Genomic DNA, 15,656 nt, shown 5'->3' on the forward strand with positions numbered 1-15,656 from the left:
CCACGCGCGTGGTCGTGGTGCGCGACGGACGCACGCAAACTTATGAGGGCGCGGCGGCCGAGCGGTATATCGCGGCCAATCCCGTGCCGGTGCCGCCCACGCCGCCGGCTCCGCCCGCGATCCCCTCCACCGTCGATCGCGTCGCGATGCCGCCGGTCCCGCCCGTCCCGGCGCTGCCGCCGATGCCCGACGTGCCGGTGGTGGCGGAGCGTTCGTGCGGCCCCTCGTCCGGCGGACGGCACGAGATGGTCGTCAGCCGCAGCGACGGCAATCGCCGCGTCACGGTCATCTGCACCGATCGCATCGACGCCGCCGGGCGCGCCGCCGCCGCGATGGGCAACGCAAGCGCCCGCGCCGCCGCCGCCCGCAGCGACGCCACCGTCCGCGCCGCCGCGGCGCGGGCGAATGCGGAGGGACGGCGTGCCGAGCGACAGGCGATGGCCGCGGAACGCTACGCCATGGTCGCGGAGCGGCAGGGGGTCGCCGCGCGCCGCGCCGGCCTTTCCGCCGGCCTGGCCGGATTGCAGGCCGCGCGCCGCAGCGTACTCGCCAGCGTCCCCGCGGACCATCGGGCCGAGGCGCTGCGCGAGATCGACGACGCGATCGCCGAGATGCGCGACGAGATGACGACCGAGCGCGATTAGTCCCCTCAGACGTGCTCCAACCTCGCCGGCCGCCGTCGATCGCGACGCGGCCGGCACCCTTGCGTCGCGGCCAAGTGCCCGGCAAGGCTGACGGAATGAACGACGCCACGCCCCCGCCCACCGGCATCGCGATGGTGCTGGAACCGCTCATCACCCGCGTGCTGGCGCCCAATCCCTCGCCGTTCACCTTCACGGGCACGCAATCCTATCTCGTCGGCACGCGCGATCTCGCGGTGATCGACCCCGGCCCCGCCGATCCCGCGCACCATGCCGCGCTGCTCCGCGCCATCGCCGCGCGGCCCGTCAGCGCGATCGTCGTCACGCATCATCATCGCGATCATTCCCCCGCCACGCGCGCGTTGCAGCAGGCAACCGGCGCGCCGATCGTCGGCGCCGCACCGGTGTTCGTCGCCGACGACGGGCCGCGGGCCGACGCCGCCTTCGACGCGGATTACGCGCCGGACCGGGTGATGGCGGAGGGCGACAGCATCGCGGGCGACGGCTGGACGTTGCGGGCGATCGCGACGCCGGGGCACACCAGCAATCACCTGGCCTTCGCCTTGCCGGAGACGCGGGCGCTGTTTTCCGGCGACCACGTCATGGGCTGGTCGACCAGCATCGTGTCGCCCCCCGATGGGGACATGGCCGATTACATGGCCAGCCTGGAAAAGCTGATGGGGCGCGACGACCGCGTCTATTATCCCGGGCACGGCGACGCGGTGGACCGGCCGCAGCGGCTGGTGCGCGGCCTGCTGGGTCATCGCAAGCAGCGCGAGGGACAGATATTGCGCCTGCTGACGGACGCGCCGCGCGATATCCCCGCGCTGGTGGAGAAGATGTACGTCGGCCTCGACCGACGTCTTTACCCCGCGGCGGAGCGCTCGGTACTGGCGCACCTGATCGATCTCGACCGGCGTGGCCGGGTGCGCGCGGACGGCGCGATCTGGGTAGTCGCCTGACCGACGGCCCGCTTGGCGACGAAACCATGCGGGTGTAGAATGGGCAGGTCGAACGGCAAGGGGGGCTTGCGATGACGACCGATATCATGACGCCGCCGCGCGCGGCCCGAGTGCCGATGACGCGCGAGCGTCGTTTCTTCCTCGTGCTGGCGCTGTCGATGGTGGCGGTGAACGTGCTCGGCTTTTCGGTCCAGTTCGCGTTCGGAAGATCGTCCTTCCACGCGCCGGCGCTGGTCCATGCGCATGCGCTGCTGTTCATGGGCTGGGTCGGTTTCTTCGCGGTCCAGACGACGCTGGGCGCGCGCGGCTCGCTGGCGCTGCATCGCCGGCTTGGCTGGGTCGGCGCGGGCTGGGCGATCGCGATGGTCGTCGTGGGCACGGTAACGACCGTCGTGATGGTGCGCGAAGGGCGGGCGCCGTTCTTCTTCACGCCGGGCTATTTCCTCCCGATGAACGTGCTGGGCGTCGTCAGCTTCGCCCTGTTGCTCGCCGCCGCGATCCGCCTGCGGCGGCGGCGCGACTGGCATCCGCGGCTGGTGCTGTCGGCGATGGCGGGGATCATGGGCCCGGCGGTCGGCCGGTTGCTGCCCATGCCGCTGCTGGTGCCGTGGTCGGGGCAGGCGGTGATGGCCGCGATCCTGCTGTTCCCGCTGACGGGCGCGATCCGCGACCGGCGTCGCGACGGACGCGTGCATCCGGCATGGTGGTGGGGGATGATCGTGATCGTCGTCACGCAGCTCGCGGCCACGTGGTTGCCGCCGACGCGCGCGGGGCTGGCGCTCTATTCGGCGGTCGTCGCGGGCTCGCCGGGGGAGCGTATCGCGCCGGTCGCCTATCCCGCGCCGCCACCCGCGCCTTGATCCCGCGCCCGCGCCGGGCCATCTGCGCTATATGGAACAGCCGACCAACCTGCGGGGCGTGGACATCCGCGCCGAGATCGATCGCCTCCGCAAGGAGCGCAACGCCGTCATCCTGGCACATTATTATCAAAAGCCGGAGTTGCAGGACATCGCGGACTTCGTCGGCGACAGCCTGGACCTGAGCCGGAAGGCGGCGGAAACCGACGCGGACGTCATCGCCTTCTGCGGTGTGCGCTTCATGGCGGAAACCGCGAAGATCCTGAGCCCGCAGAAGACCGTGATCCTGCCCGACATGGACGCCGGCTGCTCGCTGGAGGACAGTTGCCCGCCCGACCAGTTCGCGGCGTTCCGCAAGGCCCATCCGGACGCGATCGCGCTGACGTATATTAATTGCTCGGCGGAGGTGAAGGGGCTGAGCGACGTGATCGTCACCAGCTCCTCCGCCGAAAAGATCCTGGCGCAGATCCCGAAGTCGCAGCCGATCATCTTCGGTCCCGACCGCAATCTGGGCGGTTATCTGGCGCGCAAGACCGGACGCGACCTGATCCTGTGGCCGGGCGTGTGCATCGTGCACGAGGCGTTCAGCGAGACCGAGCTGCTGAAGCTGAAGGCGCAGCACCCCGGCGCGCCCGTCGCGGCGCATCCGGAATGTCCCGCGATCATCCTCGATCATGCGGATTACGTCGGCTCGACGCGCGGCATCCTGGAATATGCCAATGCCATGCCCGGCGACACGCTGATCGTCGCGACCGAGCCGCACATCATCCACCAGATGGAAAAGTCGATGCCCGACAAGCATTTCATCGGTGCCCCCGGGGCGGACGGCAATTGCAACTGCAACATCTGCCCGTACATGGCGCTCAATACGATGGAGAAATTGTACGTCGCGCTGCGCGATCTGTCCCCACGGATCGAGATCGAGGAAGGCCTGCGACTGCGCGCGAAGAAGAGCCTCGATGCGATGCTGGCGATGGCCAGCGCGACCGTGGGGCAGGGCGACCTTGGTCCCGCGCGGGTGACGGGGGATTGAGAGCTAACCCGTCGCCCCTGCCTGCGCAGGGGCGACGGCTGACTATGTCGCCAGTCTTCCGTCCTTCAATGCCGCCATTTCGAACGCAAACAGCACCTCCGGACTCGGTGCCTTGACCGCTTCGGCCACCTCCGCCGGCGCCAGCGTCCGCAACAGGTGCCGCAGCACGTTGCGCCGCGCGCGTCCCTTGTGGTCGGCGCGCACGCAGGTCCACGGCGCCAGCGGCGTGTGCGTGCGGGTCAGCATCGTGTTGCGCGCGACGGAGTAATCGTCCCATTTCTCCTGTGCCACCGCGTCCAGCGCGCTGACCTTCAACGCCTTAAGCGGATCGGTGCGACGCTTTTCCAGCCGCTTCGCCTGCTCGTCCTTCGATATGTCGAGCCACAGCTTCACGATCGGGATGCCGCTTTCGACCAGCATCGCCTCCAGCCCCGGCACGTCGGAAAGGAAGCGCGCCTGCTCCGCCTCGGTCGAGAAGCCGTTGACCACCTCCACGCCCGCACGATTGTACCAGCTGCGGTTGAAGATCACGATCTCCCCCGCCGCGGGCAGATGCGCGACGTAGCGCTGGAAAAACCACGACGTCCGCTCGCGATCGCTGGGCTTCGGCAGGGCGACGACGCGGGTGTTGCGGACCGACAGATGCTGGGTCAGCACCCTGATGGTCCCGTCCTTGCCCGCCGAATCGCGGCCCTCCAGCACAACGACGGCGCGCGCGCCGCTGTCCGCCATCGCCATCTGCATCCGCACCAGCCCGAGCTGGAGCGCCGCATCTTCCTCGTCATGCTTGTCGCCCATGCACGGCAGCAGAGCCGGATTGCGCCGCGCACGCAAGACCCGCTACGCCAAGGCCATGACAATGCTCCGCTTCGCCGCCCCGCTCCTGCTCGTCGCCGCGGCACCCGCCGCCGATCCGTATCTGTGGCTGGAGGATATCGAAGGCCCGCGCGCGCTGGAGCAGGTGAAGGCGTGGAACGCGGAAACCGCCGCGCGGCTGACGCAGGACCCGCAGTACGAGAAGGATCGCGCGCGGGCGAAGGCGATCCTGGACGACGAGGCGCAGATCGCGGGTCCCGACATAATCGTCGGCGACCGCGTGCTGAACCTGTGGCGCGATGCGAAGAATCCACGCGGCCTGTGGCGCGCGGCGGACCTCGCCGGCTACACCGCGGGCCGCCCGAAATGGACGACGCTGATCGATGTCGATGCCTTGGGGAAGGCGGAGGGGCAGAGCTGGGTCTGGCACGGCGCGCGCTGCCTGGAACCGGATTATACCCGCTGCCTCGTCTCGCTCAGCCCGGGCGGGACCGATGCGGATACGGTGCGCGAGTTCGACCTGTCGACGCAGCGCTTCGTCGACGGCGGGTTCGTCCTGCCGCAATCGAGCCAGTCGGCGGCGTGGATCGACCGCGACACGTTGCTGGTCGCGCGCGACTGGGGCGCGGGATCGCTCGGGCGCACCGGGCGCCCGCGGATCGCGAAGGTGTGGAAGCGCGGCATGCCCTTGTCCGCCGCGACGACGGTGTACGAACAGGGGCCGGAACTGACCCCGATCGGCGTGTCCGCCTATGTCGACGCGACGATGCGCCGCCCGGTCGTTCGCGCGGGAAAGACCTTCTTCGACAGCGATTTCCTGTTCCGTGTCCCCTCGGGCGCATTCGTGAAACTGCCGCTGCCCGAGCGCGCCGACGTGGTCGACGTTATCGACGGGCGCGCGATCGTGCGGCTGAACCGCGCTGCGGCGGGGCAGCCCGCGGGCGCGCTGGTCGCCTATCCGCTCGACGCGCTCGACCGCGGAGAAGCGCCGCGCGCCGAACCCGTGTTCTCCCCCTCCCCGACGCAGGCGGTGGAGGAGGTCGAGGCGACCGATGGAACCCTGTGGGTGAAGGTCCTCGACGACGTGTCGGGGAAGTTGATCGCGCTGACCCGCGGCGCGGACGGACGATGGGCGCAGCGCGCGATCCCGCTGCCCGCCAACAGCACGATCCATATCGTCGGCGCGTCCGGGAAACGCGACATGGCGTTCGCGACGGTGGAAGGGATGCTGACCCCGCCGACCTTGTATTCGGTGTCGGCGCAAGGGCCGGTCGCGAAGGTCCAGTCGCTGCCCGCGCGCTTCGACGCCGCGCAATTCGACGTGACGCAGCGTTTCGCGACGTCGCGCGACGGGACGAAGGTGCCGTATTTCCTCGTGACGAAGAAAGGCGCGAAGCGGCCCGGCCCCGCGTTGATCCATGCCTATGGCGGCTTCCGCAACGCGCAGACGCCGACGTACCTGACCGACCAGCCCTATCGCGCGGGCCCGCTGGCGCTGACCTTCGTCGAGCGCGGCGGGGCCTATGTCCTCGCGAATCTGCGCGGCGGCGGCGAATACGGGCCACGCTGGCACGAGGCGGGGCTGCGCGAGAAGCGGCAGAACGTGTTCGACGATCTCCACGCGGTCGGCGACGACCTCGTCCGCACGGGCGTGGCGACGAAGAAGCGGATCGCGATCTCCGGACGCTCCAACGGTGGGCTGCTGGTCGGCGCCGCGATGCAGCAGCGCCCGGACCTGTACGGCGCGGTGATCGCCGGATCGCCGCTGGAGGACATGCAGCGCTATACGAAAATGTCCGCCGGCGCCTTGTGGATCGACGAATATGGCGATCCGGACAAGCCCGCGGACTGGGCGTTCATGCGGAAATATTCGCCGTATCAGAACGTGAAGGCGGGCGTCCGCTACCCGCCGGTGCTGTTCTACCTGTCGACGAAGGACGACCGCGTGCATCCCGGCCATGCACGCAAGCTGGCGGCCCTGCTGAAGGCCAACGGCAATACCGTCTATTACAACGAATATCTGGAGGGCGGTCACTCGGTCGGTGCCGACCATGCCGAGGATGCGCGCAGGGCGGCGATGTTGCAGGCGTTCCTGACGCGCGAGATCGGCGTCGGGAAATAGCCTAGGGCTTCACCAGCGCCCGCCACGGCAGGTCCGGCCCCACCGGCACGATCCCGCTGGGGTTCAGGTCGCGGTGGCTTGCGTAATAATGGGTCTTGATATGATCCATGTGGACCGTGTCCGCGATCGCCGGGATCGCCAGCATCCGTTCCACGAACGCCTCGAGGTTCGGGTGATCCTGCACGCGGCGCAGGTTGCACTTGAAATGGCCGTGATAGACCGCGTCGAAGCGGACGAGCGTGGTGAACAGGCGGATGTCCGCCTCCGTCATCACGCCGCCGACCAGCCATTCCCCGCCCGCCAATCGCGTATCGAGGTCGGCGAGCGTGTCGAAGAGCGGGAGGACCGCGTCCTCGTACGCATCCTGCGTCGTCGCGAAGCCGGCCTTGTACACGCCATTGTTGACGCGATCGTAGACCAGTGCGTTCACCGCATCGATCGCGGCGCGCAGGTCCGCGGGGTAGAAGTCGCCCGCCGCCGCGCCGAGGCCATCGAACGCGGTGCCGAGCATCCGGATGATGTCGGCGCTTTCGTTGCTAACGATCGTTTCCGTCGCGCGATCCCACAGTACCGGTACGGTCACCTTGCCGGTATAGTCGGACCGCGCGCGCGCATATATTTCATGAAGGAAGCGCGCGCCGTACAGGTCGTCGCCACCCCCGCCGTGTTCGGTGGCGAAGGTCCAGCCATCCTCCCCCATCAGCGCGTCGACGACCGACACCCCGATCATCGGCTCCAGCCGCTTCAGCGCGCGGACGATCAAGGCGCGGTGCGCCCAGGGGCAGGCGTAGCTGACGTACAGGTGATAGCGTCCGGCGGATGCGGGGCGACCCGGCTGCCCGTCCGGGCCGGGCCCGCCGTCGGCGGTCACCCAGTCGCGGAAGCCCGCATCCTGCCGCTTGAACGCGCCGTCCGCGCTATCGTCCGTGACCTTGCCCGGCTGCCACGTGCCATCGACCATTCTGCCCATGCGTCACGATACGCATGGGCAGCACGGTCGATCCCGTCAGTCGATCAGTTCCACCGCGATCGCGGTCGCCTCGCCCCCGCCGATGCACAGCGACGCGACGCCCTTCTTCAGGCCCTTCGTCTTCAGCGCGGCGATCAGCGTCGTGATGATCCGCGCGCCCGACGCGCCGATGGGATGGCCCAGCGCGGTGGCGCCGCCGTGGACGTTGATCTTGTCGTGCGGGATGCCCAGGTCATGCATCGCGAACATCGCGACGCAGGCGAACGCCTCGTTCACCTCGAACAGGTCGACGTCGCCGATCTGCCAGCCGGCCTTCTCCATCAGCTTGTTGATCGCGCCTACGGGGGCGGTGGTGAAGGCGGCGGGCTCCTGCGCATGCGCGGCGTGCGCGACGATGCGCGCGACCGGCTTCTGCCCCTTGGCCGCGGCGGTGCTTTCGCGCGTCAGGACCAGCGCGGCGGCGCCGTCGCTGATCGAGCTGCTGGTCGCGGCCGTGATCGTGCCGTCCTTGGCGAAGGCGGGCTTCAGCTTCGGGATCTTGTCCGGCATGCCCTTGCCCGGCGCCTCGTCGGTGTCGACCGTCACGTCGCCCTTGCGCGTCTTCACCGTCACCGCGACGATCTCGTCCGCGAAGGCGCCCGACTTGATCGCATCCTGCGCGCGGCGCAGCGACTCGATCGAATAGTCGTCCTGCGCGGCGCGGGTCAGTTGATATTCGTTCGCGGTGTCCTGCGCGAAGGTGCCCATCGCGCGACCGGCCTCGTACGCGTCCTCCAGCCCGTCGAGAAACATGTGGTCGTAGGCGGTGTCGTGCCCGATCCGCGCGCCGCCGCGATGCTTCTTCAGCAGGTAGGGCGCGTTGGTCATCGATTCCATGCCGCCCGCGACGATCAGGTCCGCGCTGCCCGCGGCGATCGCCTCGGCGCCCATGATGACGGTCTGCATCCCCGAACCGCACACCTTGTTGACCGTGGTCGCCTGCACGGACTTCGGCAGTCCCGCCTTGATCGCGGCCTGTCGCGCGGGCGCCTGGCCCAGGCCGGCGGGAAGGACGCAGCCCATGTAGATGCGCTCGACGTCCGCGCCGTCGATCCCGGCGCGTTCCACCGCGGCCTTCACCGCGGTCGCGCCCAGGTCGGTCGCCGAGACGTCGGACAGCGCGCCCTGCATCGCCCCCATGGGCGTGCGCGCGTAGGACAGGATGACGACGGGGTCGGTGGCCATGATGCGATGCTCCAGAATGTTGCGCTGCATCTAGACGTTTGCGGCTGTGTTTTCAAACCGCCCGCGCCTACGCGAAGGGATGATGGAAGCGCTGAAATGGTATGCCGCGATCAGCGGCACGATCGCGGCCTTCATGGTCGCGCTCGATTACGGGCGGCGCGTCACTGGATGGGGGATGGTGCTGTTCGTCACCTCCTCGATCGCGTGGATCGCAGGCTCCTTCCTCGCGGACGACGCGCCGCTGGGGTCGCAGAATGCGGTGCTGCTGTTCATCAACGGCTTCGGCGTCTATCGCTACCTGATCCGCAAGCGGGGGGAGTAGGGCCTTCCGTGCCATTGTGTCCCCGCGAAGGCGGGAGCCCAGACTGGGTCCCCGCCTTCGCGGGGACCCAATGGACATCATGTTCCACATGCTCTCGACCGCCGCTGTCTTCCCCCTCCTCCTCGCTCTCCTCGGCGCGATCATCGGCAGCTTCCTAGCCACGCTGGCGATCCGCTGGCCGCAGGGGCGGACGCTCGGCGGGCGGTCCGCGTGCGATGGCTGCGGGCGGACGCTGACCGCGGTGGAATTGCTCCCCGTCATCGGCTGGCTGGCCAAGCGCGGCCGGTGCGGCACGTGCAACGCGCGCATCGATCCTCGGCATCCGGGATTCGAGCTCGCCTGTGCCGCGATCGGCGCGCTGTCGGGATGGCTCGCGCCCGGTGTCGCCGGCGCGTTCGGCGCGGCGTTCGGCTGGCTGCTGCTGACGCTGGCGGCGATCGACGCGGCGGAATTGTGGCTGCCCGATCCGCTGGTCGCGGCGCTGGCGCTGCTCGGGCTGGCGAGCGCACCATTCGCCGCGCCCGAGCTGATCGATCGGCTGATCGGCGGCGCAGCGGGGTTCGCATCCCTGTGGCTGGTCGCAGCGGTCTATCGCATGATGCGCGGGCGCGAGGGGCTGGGGGGAGGGGATCCCAAGCTGTTCGGCGCCATCGGCCTGTGGCTCGGCTGGCGCGTGCTGCCGGTCGTGCTGCTGCTCGCGGCGTTGGTGGGGCTGGGGGTCGTTCTCTTCCAGCATCTGCGCGGTCGCCCTGTCGCGGCGGAGGATGCGTTGCCGTTCGGGACCTTTCTGGCGGTCGCGGCTTACCCCGCGTGGATCGCCGTGATATCCTTCGCCGCATGATCGCCGCGCTCCTGCTCCTCGCCCTTGCCGATCCGCCCGCCACGATCGACGGCCTGCCGATCGGCGGCCTGCCGCGGCAGGTGCTCCCGCCGAAGGGGTGCGCCGCCTACCTGTTCACGATCGGGCAGACGCGGACGCTGGCGGTGATGGCGGGCGCGGACGCGCTGCGTATCGCGCTCGACGGAAAGCCGCTGGATATCGCGCGCGCGACCGCGACGGGGCCGGTCGCGCACGGCCTGTCGCGCGACACGGAATATCGCGGCACCGACGTCACCGCGCGTCTGACCATGACGATCGAGGATCGCGCCGACCTGGCGCAGGGGGCGGCGGTGCCCGATGCGCTGCTGATGCTGGAACGACCCGGCAAGGACGCGGTCGCGATCCCGCTCGCCGGCCTCGTGGGGTGCGCCGCGTAACGACATAACAAGGGGAGAGGGCATGAGGGACATTCTGGACGCGCAGCGCGCCGCATTCATGGCGGCGCTGCCGGAGCCGATCGCGATCCGAAAGGACCGGCTGAAGCGCGCCGCGGCGATGATCGCGGACCACGCCGACCGCTTCTGCGACGCGCTGAGCGAGGATTTCGGCCACCGTAGTCGCGAACAGTCGATGGTCACCGACATCGCCGGATCGATCGCGCCGCTAAAGCACGCGCTGAAGCATGTCGACGGCTGGGCGAAGGCGGAGAAGCGGAAGGTGCAGTTTCCGCTCGGCCTGCTCGGCGCGAAGGCGCGGGTGGAGTTCCAGCCCAAGGGCGTCGTCGGCGTCATCTCGCCATGGAATTTCCCGATCAACCTCGTCATGTCGCCGCTCGCGGGCATCTTCGCCGCGGGCAATCGCGCGATGGTGAAGACCAGCGAGTTCACGCCCGTGACGTCCGCGGTGTTCGAGGAGATCGTCGGCAAATATTTCGCGCCCGAGGAACTCGCCTTCGTCAGCGGCGGGCCGGACGTAGGGAAGGCGTTCGCGGAACTACCGTTCGACCACCTGATCTTCACCGGCGCGACGGGCATCGCGAAGCACATCCTGCACGCCGCGGCCGACAACCTCGTCCCCGTCACGCTGGAACTGGGCGGCAAGAGCCCGGTGATCGTCGGCAAGGGCGCGGATATCGCGCAGACGACCGAGCGGGTGGCGATCGGCAAGATGCTGAACGCCGGGCAGATCTGCCTCGCGCCCGATTACATGCTGGTCCCGTCGGAGCAGGAAGGCGCGGTGGTCGAGGGGCTGAAGGCGGCGGCGACCGCCATGTATCCGACGTTGCTGTCGAACCCGGACTATACCGCGATCATCAACGACCGGCATCACCAGCGGCTGACCGAATGGGTCGCCGACGCGCGTGCGAAGGGCGCGACGGTAGAGGTGGTGAACCCCGCGAACGAGGATTTCGCGACCGCCAATTCGCGCAAGATGCCGCTCCACATCGTGCGCGACGCCACCGACGACATGATCGTGATGCAGGAGGAGATCTTCGGCCCGGTCCTGCCGATCCGGCGTTACGACGGCGGGATCGACCGCGCGATCGCCGAGGTGAACGGCCACGACCGCGCGCTGGCGGTCTATTATTTCGGCACCGACGCGGGCGAGCAGCGCCGCGTGCTGGACCGCACGATTTCGGGCGGCGCGACGGTCAACGACGTGATCTTCCACGTGTCCATGGAGGACCTGCCCTTCGGCGGCGTCGGCCCGTCGGGGATGGGGGCGTATCACGGCCGCGACGGCTTCGTGACGTTCAGCCACACCAAGAGCGTCTATCAGCAGCCGAAGATCGATGTGGCGAAGCTCGCCGGCCTCAAGCCGCCCTATGGCAAGGCGACGCGCAAGGCGGCGGCGCAGCAGATGAAGATGTAGGTGCGGATGCGCCCGGCGGTCTCCCCGCCGGGCAACCCTCAGGCGTCAATGCGCCAGCGAGATTTCTTCCTTCAACCTCAGCTTCTGCTTCTTGAGGTCGGCGATCACCAGCGGGTCCGGCATCGGACGGTGCGACTCGGCGGTGATGCGCTGGTCGAGCACGGCATGCTTGGCCTCGAGGGCCGAGATGTGTGCGGACTGCATGGGCAGATACCTCCTGGTTCATGTTGGTGGGACTCGGGAGTGAACCATGATCCGCGCGAAAAGTCGCGTGTGGAAACATGTCCCGCGACTGACCGTCGTATACGCGCGACAATCTGTGTTAGGGGACCGCGGAAGCGGCGCGGGGATATGATGGACGAACGACAGATCCTGCCGCGGCTGAACCTGCTGCGGATCGAACATCGCGATCTCGACGCCGCGATCGTCGCACTGGCGGAGGGCGGGGTGCCCGACCAGTTGCAGATGATGCGGCTGAAGAAGCGCAAGCTGGCGCTGCGCGACGAGATTTCGCGACTGGAAGACGAGTTGATTCCCGACATCATCGCCTGACCGCCCGATCCGGGACGGATAAAGAGGGTTAACGGCGTCTGCGCATTGGAAACGGGCGGGGGGTTGTGGCATTCAGCCTTCGTGCTCCCCGAAGAACCCACCACGCGCCTCCACCGGCGACTGATCGACACATTCTATGTCGAGGCGATGCTGCTCGCCGACGAGGCGCGGGGCTATTTCGACGAAAGCGGGCGCGTGGAACGCGAATCGCTGGTGCCGATGACGCGCGTGGCATTCAGCTGCGAATCGCTGAAGGTCACGACCCGCCTGATGCACGTCATCGCCTGGCTGCTGACGCAGCGCGCGGTCCACGCGGGCGAACTGAGCGCGGCGCAGGCGCTGGAGCCCTCGCGCCGGCTGGGCGATGCGCCGGTGACCGAGGCCGGCCTGCTCGACGCGCTGCCGCCACAGGCGCGGACTTTGGTGTCGTCCAGCATCGATCTGCATCGCCGCGTGGCGCGCCTGGACGACGCGCAGGCGAGCGTGACAACGACGATGAGCCCCGCCCGTTCGATGCTCGACCGCCTGGCGACTGCGTTCTAACTACACCGGAAAACACAAACCCCCGCCGGCACATGGCCTAGCGGGGGCTGGTGTTCCAATTGGCGCGCCCGGAACGATTCGAACGTCCGACCCTCAGATTCGTAGTCTGATGCTCTATCCAGCTGAGCTACGGGCGCGCATTGGAGCGGCGCTGTTAGACGGCGATTGCGGATCGTGCAAGGGGCGTTGCGCCGCTTTTCGCAGGGTCGTACGGCTGGCGGCGATGACTTGTCGCCCGATCGTGCTCGCTCCCCTGCTGTTCCTCGCCGCCTGCTCGACCGTGGGGGAGGGGGATTTTCCCTCCCTGGCCGTTCGCCCGCAGGAGAAGATGGGGTTCGCGGAGCCGGAGGCGCCGGCGCCGGTGGCCGTCGTTGCCGATTCCGCGCTCGACGCGCGCATCGCCGCGCTGGCGCGTGATCGCGTCGCGGCGGCGGCGGCGTTCGATGCGGCGGCGACGGCGGCCGAACGCGCCGCGGGCCGCACGGCCGCGCCGGGCAGCGATGCCTGGCTCGACGCGCAGACCGCATTGGGCGGTCTGGACGTGGCCAGGGGGCGGCAGGAGGATGCGACGGCCGCGCTCGAGGAGCTGGCCGCGGCGCGGGCAGCCGCGCTGGAGCCTGCCTACCCCCCGCTGGATGCCGCGATCCTTACCGCACGGACCGAAGCGGCGGCGCGACGCGAACGCGCGGACCGCATCGCGGCGCGGCTGAGATAGGATAGCGCCGCGCCCTCCCGCGGGAGGGGCGCAGGTTCGCGTCAGATCCCCACGCGCAGCGTCACGCGCAGGTCGCGCCCCGCCAGCGGGGCGAAGTCCTTCAGGACGCTGGCATGTCGCCGCGCCTCGACGTCGAACAGATTGTTGGCGGACAGCAGCAGGGACCGGCGATCGTCGTCGCCCCACGGCCGCAGCGCCAGCGACGCGTTGACCAGGGTATAGCCGTCGGTGGTCGTCTCGAACGCGGCGGTGCGGCGCTGCGGGAAGGCACGCTCCACCTCCACGCGCGCGGTCGTCGCGGTCCCGCGTGCCTCCAGCGCGCCCATGAGCCGGAGCGGCGGAATGCGCGGCACGGGCCCGCGATCGACGACGGTGGCCTTCACGTAATCGCCGATGACCTCCGCGGTCAGGACCTGACCGCCGACCTGGCCCAGCCGCAGCGCGGCGTCCGCCTCCAGCCCCCAATAGCGCGCATCGGCCTGCTGATACTGGAAGCAGGGCAGGTCGACCTCTCCCCCCGCCGCCGCGGCCTCGCATACCGTGGTCGCGACCTGCGTGTCGTAGATGAAGCCGTCGAACCAGTTGTGGAACGCCGACGCGTCCAGGCTGAACGGCCCGCTATGCGCGTGCAGCGTCGCTTCCAGCCCCCAGCTGGTTTCCTTCCGGGCGAAGGGGTTGCCCAGTTCGTACGCCTGCGTGCCCGCATGTGCGCCGTTGGAGAACAATTCCTCAGCCGACGGCGCGCGCTCGGTGCGCGATCCGTTCAGGCCGATGCGGATGCCGTCGCCTAGGGCGTAGGACGCGCCGAGCGAGCCGGAGAAGGTGTCGTAATCGCGCGCGCCGGCGAAGAAGCGCGGCGCGTCCGCGACGTTCCGGGCGGTCAGGGACGTGCGTTCGTAGCGCACGCCGCCCTCGGCGCGGAAGGCGCCCAGATTGAACTGCTGGAGCGTGAACAGGCCGACCTGCTCGGTCTCGCTGGGCGGGAGGAACGCTTCCTCGCCGATCGCCTCGAAATCGCGTCCCAGATACTGCACCCCGCTCGCCCCGGTCCATCCGCCGCGGGTGGCCTGCACAACCTCAAGCCGCGCCTCCGTACCGTTGTTCAGGAAGGTGGTGCCGATCGCGCCGTCCTCCTCCAGTTCGTCGTGGCGGTAATCGGCATGGCCGATCCGCAGGCGGATCGCCTCGAGCACGTCGCCCCCGGTCTTCACCTCGGCGCGCAGGTCGACGCGGTCCTGCCGCACGTCGATGCGCGGCGCCTCCGCCTCCTGCCCGATCGCGGTCGCGTACCGGATCGGCACGCCGTACAGGCTGTCGTAATGGCCGTAGGATACGCCCAGGGAGCCGCCGTCGGTGACGAGGGCCGCGCCCACGCCCGCGGTCCACGTCTCGACCGCGCTGTTGGGCAGGCGCCCGCGCAGCGTCGTCGGCGCCGCAAGCTCGGGATCGCCCGTCGCCAGTGCGGCGTCGCGCGCGGAACGCGACAGCACGCGCCCGCCGATGCGGGTGTCGTCGGCCTTCAGGTAGGAACCGTTGACGTTGACGACGAACTGCGGCCCCACGGCGACATCGGCCGAGGCGGCGACGTTGCGCTGGTCCGCGGCGGAACCGTAGCCCGCGATCGCGTTCACGCGATAGCCGGCCTCCGGCACGCGCCGCGGGATGCGTGCGTCGATGACGTTGACGACGCCGCCGACGGCGGAGGACCCGTACAACAGCGCCACCGGCCCGCGCAGCACCTCGATCCGCTCGGCCAGCAGGGGATCGATGACGACGGCGTGATCGACCGAACTGCTCGACGCGTCGAACGAGCCGATTCCGTCGGTCAGGATACGGACGCGATCGCCGGAAAAGCCGCGGAGGATCGGGCGCGATGCGTTGGGGCCGAACGACGTCGCCGACACGCCCGGCAGCCGGGCCAGCGTCTCGCCGATCGTGGGCCGCAACTCACGCGTCAACGCCTCGCCCGACAGGACGGACGTTCCTTGCAGCACGTCGGTCTCGCTCTGGCGGATCGGCGCGGTGACGATCAGGTCGTCGGCGCGATGCGTATCGCGGGGACGCTGTTGCGCGGGTACCTGTTGCGCGGCGGCGGGGATGGCGACCGCGAGCGATACGGTAGCGAGGAGCAGGGACTTCATGACGATCTCCGGCGGAATACTGCGACGCCGAATAGCGCAACGTTACAACATATCAAGAGAAGTATT

16 protein-coding genes, 1 tRNA gene and 1 pseudogene are annotated in these 15,656 nt (G+C 69.3%); 12 read left to right on the top strand and 6 right to left on the bottom strand.

Annotation, left to right across the window (positions count from 1 at the left end; translation table 11 throughout):
• The 4 genes and pseudogenes from ASG29_RS17055 to nadA all read left to right on the top strand — a co-directional run.
• Positions 1 to 644, top strand: a pseudogene (locus tag ASG29_RS17055) (hypothetical protein); the annotation flags it as partial.
• Between the two features lie 95 nt (positions 645 to 739).
• Positions 740 to 1,603, top strand: a complete 864-nt coding sequence (locus ASG29_RS10240; RefSeq protein ID WP_055983416.1) for an MBL fold metallo-hydrolase — start codon at positions 740 to 742, stop codon at positions 1,601 to 1,603.
• A 71-nt stretch (positions 1,604 to 1,674) separates the two neighbouring features.
• Positions 1,675 to 2,463, top strand: coding sequence for a hypothetical protein (locus tag ASG29_RS10245; RefSeq protein ID WP_235532864.1), 789 nt, complete (start codon positions 1,675 to 1,677; stop codon positions 2,461 to 2,463).
• A gap of 31 nt (positions 2,464 to 2,494) precedes the next feature.
• Positions 2,495 to 3,493: a quinolinate synthase NadA gene (gene nadA, locus ASG29_RS10250; protein WP_055983417.1), complete on the top strand. Its 999-nt coding sequence runs from the start codon at positions 2,495 to 2,497 to the stop codon at positions 3,491 to 3,493.
• A 42-nt stretch (positions 3,494 to 3,535) separates the two neighbouring features.
• On the opposite strand, the gene ppk2 is transcribed toward nadA, so the two are convergent.
• Positions 3,536 to 4,291: a polyphosphate kinase 2 gene (gene ppk2 / locus ASG29_RS10255; protein ID WP_055983419.1), complete on the bottom strand. Its 756-nt coding sequence runs from the start codon at positions 4,289 to 4,291 to the stop codon at positions 3,536 to 3,538.
• A 55-nt stretch (positions 4,292 to 4,346) separates the two neighbouring features.
• Here ppk2 and ASG29_RS10260 point away from each other — a divergent pair, with 55 nt between their 5' ends.
• Positions 4,347 to 6,431, top strand: a complete 2,085-nt coding sequence (locus ASG29_RS10260) for a prolyl oligopeptidase family serine peptidase (protein WP_055983422.1) — start codon at positions 4,347 to 4,349, stop codon at positions 6,429 to 6,431.
• Between the two features lies 1 nt (position 6,432).
• Here ASG29_RS10260 and ASG29_RS10265 read toward each other — a convergent pair whose 3' ends face one another.
• Positions 6,433 to 7,401, bottom strand: coding sequence for a glutathione S-transferase family protein (locus tag ASG29_RS10265; protein ID WP_055983423.1), 969 nt, complete (start codon positions 7,399 to 7,401; stop codon positions 6,433 to 6,435).
• 36 nt (positions 7,402 to 7,437) lie between these two features.
• The gene (locus tag ASG29_RS10270; RefSeq protein ID WP_055983425.1) at positions 7,438 to 8,655 is read right to left on the bottom strand and encodes an acetyl-CoA C-acyltransferase; all 1,218 of its coding nucleotides are present in this window, start codon (positions 8,653 to 8,655) and stop codon (positions 7,438 to 7,440) included.
• Between the two features lie 49 nt (positions 8,656 to 8,704).
• Between ASG29_RS10270 and ASG29_RS10275 the strand changes: the two genes are divergently transcribed.
• From ASG29_RS10275 to ASG29_RS10290, 4 genes are all read left to right on the top strand, one after another.
• Positions 8,705 to 8,947, top strand: coding sequence for a hypothetical protein (locus tag ASG29_RS10275; protein ID WP_055983427.1), 243 nt, complete (start codon positions 8,705 to 8,707; stop codon positions 8,945 to 8,947).
• 79 nt (positions 8,948 to 9,026) lie between these two features.
• A complete protein-coding gene (locus tag ASG29_RS10280) occupies positions 9,027 to 9,788 on the top strand; it encodes a prepilin peptidase (protein WP_082516060.1) in 762 nt (253 codons plus the stop codon).
• On the top strand, positions 9,785 to 10,204 hold the full coding sequence (locus ASG29_RS10285; protein WP_055983429.1) for a hypothetical protein: 420 nt from the start codon (positions 9,785 to 9,787) through the stop codon (positions 10,202 to 10,204). Before ASG29_RS10280 ends, ASG29_RS10285 begins: the two co-directional genes overlap by 4 nt.
• Positions 10,205 to 10,226: 22 nt before the next feature.
• Entirely contained in the window at positions 10,227 to 11,639 is a 1,413-nt protein-coding gene (locus ASG29_RS10290; RefSeq protein ID WP_055983432.1) for a coniferyl aldehyde dehydrogenase, read from the top strand.
• 45 nt (positions 11,640 to 11,684) lie between these two features.
• Here the strand turns inward: ASG29_RS10290 and ASG29_RS16430 are convergent, their stop codons facing one another.
• A complete protein-coding gene (locus ASG29_RS16430; RefSeq protein ID WP_082515904.1) occupies positions 11,685 to 11,843 on the bottom strand; it encodes a YdcH family protein in 159 nt (52 codons plus the stop codon).
• Between the two features lie 150 nt (positions 11,844 to 11,993).
• Between ASG29_RS16430 and ASG29_RS10295 the strand changes: the two genes are divergently transcribed.
• The gene (locus ASG29_RS10295) at positions 11,994 to 12,191 is read left to right on the top strand and encodes a YdcH family protein (RefSeq protein ID WP_055985430.1); all 198 of its coding nucleotides are present in this window, start codon (positions 11,994 to 11,996) and stop codon (positions 12,189 to 12,191) included.
• Between the two features lie 81 nt (positions 12,192 to 12,272).
• On the top strand, positions 12,273 to 12,734 hold the full coding sequence (locus ASG29_RS10300) for a DUF1465 family protein (protein WP_055983435.1): 462 nt from the start codon (positions 12,273 to 12,275) through the stop codon (positions 12,732 to 12,734).
• A gap of 60 nt (positions 12,735 to 12,794) precedes the next feature.
• Here the strand turns inward: ASG29_RS10300 and ASG29_RS10305 are convergent.
• Positions 12,795 to 12,871 (bottom strand) — tRNA-Arg (locus ASG29_RS10305).
• An 86-nt stretch (positions 12,872 to 12,957) separates the two neighbouring features.
• On the opposite strand from ASG29_RS10305, the gene ASG29_RS10310 reads away from it, so the two are divergent.
• Entirely contained in the window at positions 12,958 to 13,449 is a 492-nt protein-coding gene (locus tag ASG29_RS10310) for a hypothetical protein (protein WP_156457975.1), read from the top strand.
• A gap of 41 nt (positions 13,450 to 13,490) precedes the next feature.
• Here the strand turns inward: ASG29_RS10310 and ASG29_RS10315 are convergent, their stop codons facing one another.
• Complete coding sequence (locus ASG29_RS10315; protein ID WP_055983439.1) at positions 13,491 to 15,590, bottom strand: TonB-dependent receptor; 2,100 nt, start codon at positions 15,588 to 15,590, stop codon at positions 13,491 to 13,493.
• Between the last annotated feature and the right edge of the window lie 66 nt (positions 15,591 to 15,656).

Source organism: Sphingomonas sp. Leaf412, assembly GCF_001425405.1.
GTDB lineage: Bacteria > Pseudomonadota > Alphaproteobacteria > Sphingomonadales > Sphingomonadaceae > Sphingomonas.